At 71.0% G+C, this 2,412-nt stretch carries 2 protein-coding genes; one reads left to right on the top strand and one right to left on the bottom strand.

From position 1 onward, the window contains the following. Positions 1–3: 3 nt before the first annotated feature. Complete coding sequence (locus Q0112_RS05795; protein WP_297972672.1) at positions 4–912, bottom strand: sulfotransferase domain-containing protein; 909 nt, start codon at positions 910–912, stop codon at positions 4–6. 261 nt (positions 913–1,173) lie between these two features. Here Q0112_RS05795 and Q0112_RS05790 point away from each other — a divergent pair, with 261 nt between their 5' ends. Then, a complete protein-coding gene (locus tag Q0112_RS05790) occupies positions 1,174–1,896 on the top strand; it encodes a hypothetical protein (protein ID WP_297972669.1) in 723 nt (240 codons plus the stop codon). The last annotated feature ends 516 nt before the right edge of the window (positions 1,897–2,412 follow it).

Here is a 2,412-nt window from a genome sequence, read left to right as displayed (position 1 = left end):
CCGCTACCAGCCGAAATCCCGCCCGAAGGCCTCCGCGAGCGCCCGGTTATGGGGGGCGAAGTAGGCGTCGAGTTCCTCGCGGACCCCGGGATCGACCGTCTCGCGGTTGTCCCCGACGTTCGCGGCCCGGAAGTCGACCCCCGCGCGGACATGCTCCAGCCCGAGGAAGTCGGCGAGCAGACGCATCTGCCCGGCCGGGTCGATGAAGAGATCCTCGGCGCGGAGGAGGAGGAGGTTCTCCCGCGGGAAGAGCGCCGTGTAGCGGCGGAGCTGCTCGAGGTAGCGGCCGCGCGCCTTGTAGGTCGCGACCCGGTAGATCTCGCTCCGGTAGTCCCCCGCCGCGAGGACCGGCGCGAGGCGCGCCTCCTCGGCCGCCATCGCCTCGGCAGGGCCGAGCGTCTCCTGGAACACCCGGCGCGGGTTCGTGCGAACGTTGTGGAAATAGTGCGAGAGCGCCCGGTCGGTCGGGTTGCGCAGCACCGCGACCAGCTTCACCCCCGGCATCAGCGCGTGGATCCGCGCGGCGGCGTGGGGGTGGAGCAGGTAGAGGGGCGTCGCCTCGAAGGCGCACATCCCCTCCCCCATCTCGGAAACCTTCGGGAAGTGGGCGCGATACCAGGCCTCGCCGCGGGTATAGGCGTCGACCGCGGGGGCGAGGCCACCCGAGAAGAAGTGCACCTCCTTCGGAACCGAGCCGCGGACCTGGGGATGCTGGTCGAGGTAGCGGAAGAGGCTCGAGGTGCCGCTCTTCTGCGCGCCGATGACGAGGAAGTCGGGGAGCACGCGGGGCGCCACCCCGAGCCGGTGGCCGACCCGGCGGACGAGCATCCGCGCGTCCATCCGCGCCGCCCGGGCCCGGGGCACGTCCCAGGGCCCGTCGAGCATCCGCCTCACCGGACCGGCCAGTGCCATCGCCCGCTCCTTACGCCACCCGGCCGTTATCCCGCCTGCGCCCGCGCTTGTCCATTCTTCCCGACCGGCGGTCTCCCGCTCTCCCGGGAAGAGAACCCCTGCTGCGGAGGGCGCGGCGTGGAAGCCACACGTTTACCAATCCGTAAGATTCAATAACCCGTAAAATTGACTTGAAGCCCCCCGCCCCCGATACTCGATACGAGGGATTGAGAGGGTATATCCATGCTGTCCAGAGTAAACCTGTGCCTCGGCGCAGCCGTGGTGGCTGCCGCCGTCACGATGTCGGCGGGCGCCTTCGCCGCCACCGTCGACCTGAGCACCACCCGCTTCGACCGCAGCGAGATCACCGCCGCCCGGGCGGCCCGCGCGAGCTACGAGGCCGGCTTCAAGCTCAAGGCGGTCGAGACCTTCAACGACTACAAGGCCTGGGACGGGTCGAGCGGCACCACCAACCCGCAGAACACCAAGGTGGGCAGCTTCACCTCCTTCGGCGCGGCGGGCAGCGGCAGGTCGGTGGTCGGCGATCCCTCGAAGCTGCAGGTGCGCGGCGACGACATGCCCTGGGGCCGCTACGGCACCGACGCGAGCCTGCCGCTCGGCGGCAACTGGCTCGACAGCAACGACAACCTCGGCATGCGGTGGGAGATCAGCGGGCTCGGCAAGTTCGACACCCTCGCCTTCTTCGTGCTCGACGCCGCCGATGTCGGTGGCCAGTTCTCGATCAAGGTCGGGGACACGCTCCACTCGATCGCCGGCACCGCGGGCAGGCTCGCGAACGGCAACATCCATCTCGTCAAGATCCTGCTCTCCGAGGCGGTCACCAGCCTGACCGTCGAGCTGATGCACGACAGGACGAACGACGGCTTCGGCATCGACGGCGCGGCGGTCGGCCTCGCGCCCGTCCCGCTGCCGCCGGCGGCGCTCCTGCTCGGCACCGCCCTCCTCGGCCTCGTCGGCTTCGGCCGGCGCCGCACCGCCGCCTGACCGGCGCGCGCCTCCGGGGGCGGGGGCGCGCTTCCCCGAGCCCCGGGCCTGCCCGGAAGGCCCTTGGGCCGCCCTCTCCGCGAGAGGGCGGCCCGGAGAGCCGCAGGGGCGCTCCAAGTCGCCGCGACGTCACCGGCACCGGGTGCAATGCCACCGGAAGGCCGCAGACGCTGCCTCGTCTCGCCCGACGATCCGGCGAGGATTGCGCGCGATGCCATGCACACCGGGCTATCCGGACCCCTGCGGCCGGGGGCCTGGCGGAAAAGTCAGGACACCGAGAACGGTCCGAGGTTATACGAAAATCGTCGGATCGCCTCCCTGAATGCGGGCGGCGCCCGCCCGGAGTCGCACGCGTGCGATTCCACTCAAGTCATTGAATCACTAAACACCCGCTCCGAGCCGCGGAGGAGGCCCTCCGGACGTCCGCTCCGAGCCACCATCGCCCGGCCGCCCCGTGTGCCTGCCCGTCGATGTTTTCCTCGGAAACGGTCGCGCCCGGTCCCAGGCCCCCCGCGG

Source organism: uncultured Amaricoccus sp. (assembly GCF_937858865.1).
Taxonomy (GTDB): Bacteria; Pseudomonadota; Alphaproteobacteria; order Rhodobacterales; family Rhodobacteraceae; genus Amaricoccus.
The sequence above is the reverse complement of the archived record's forward strand: the minus strand, read 5'-3'. Positions and strand labels throughout refer to the sequence as shown.

Bases quoted from the DNA above. Each gene is read 5' to 3' on its own strand.
- Q0112_RS05795 (WP_297972672.1), bottom strand. From the start codon at position 912: ATGGCACTGGCCGGTCCGGTGAGGCGGATGCTCGACGGGCCCTGGGAC.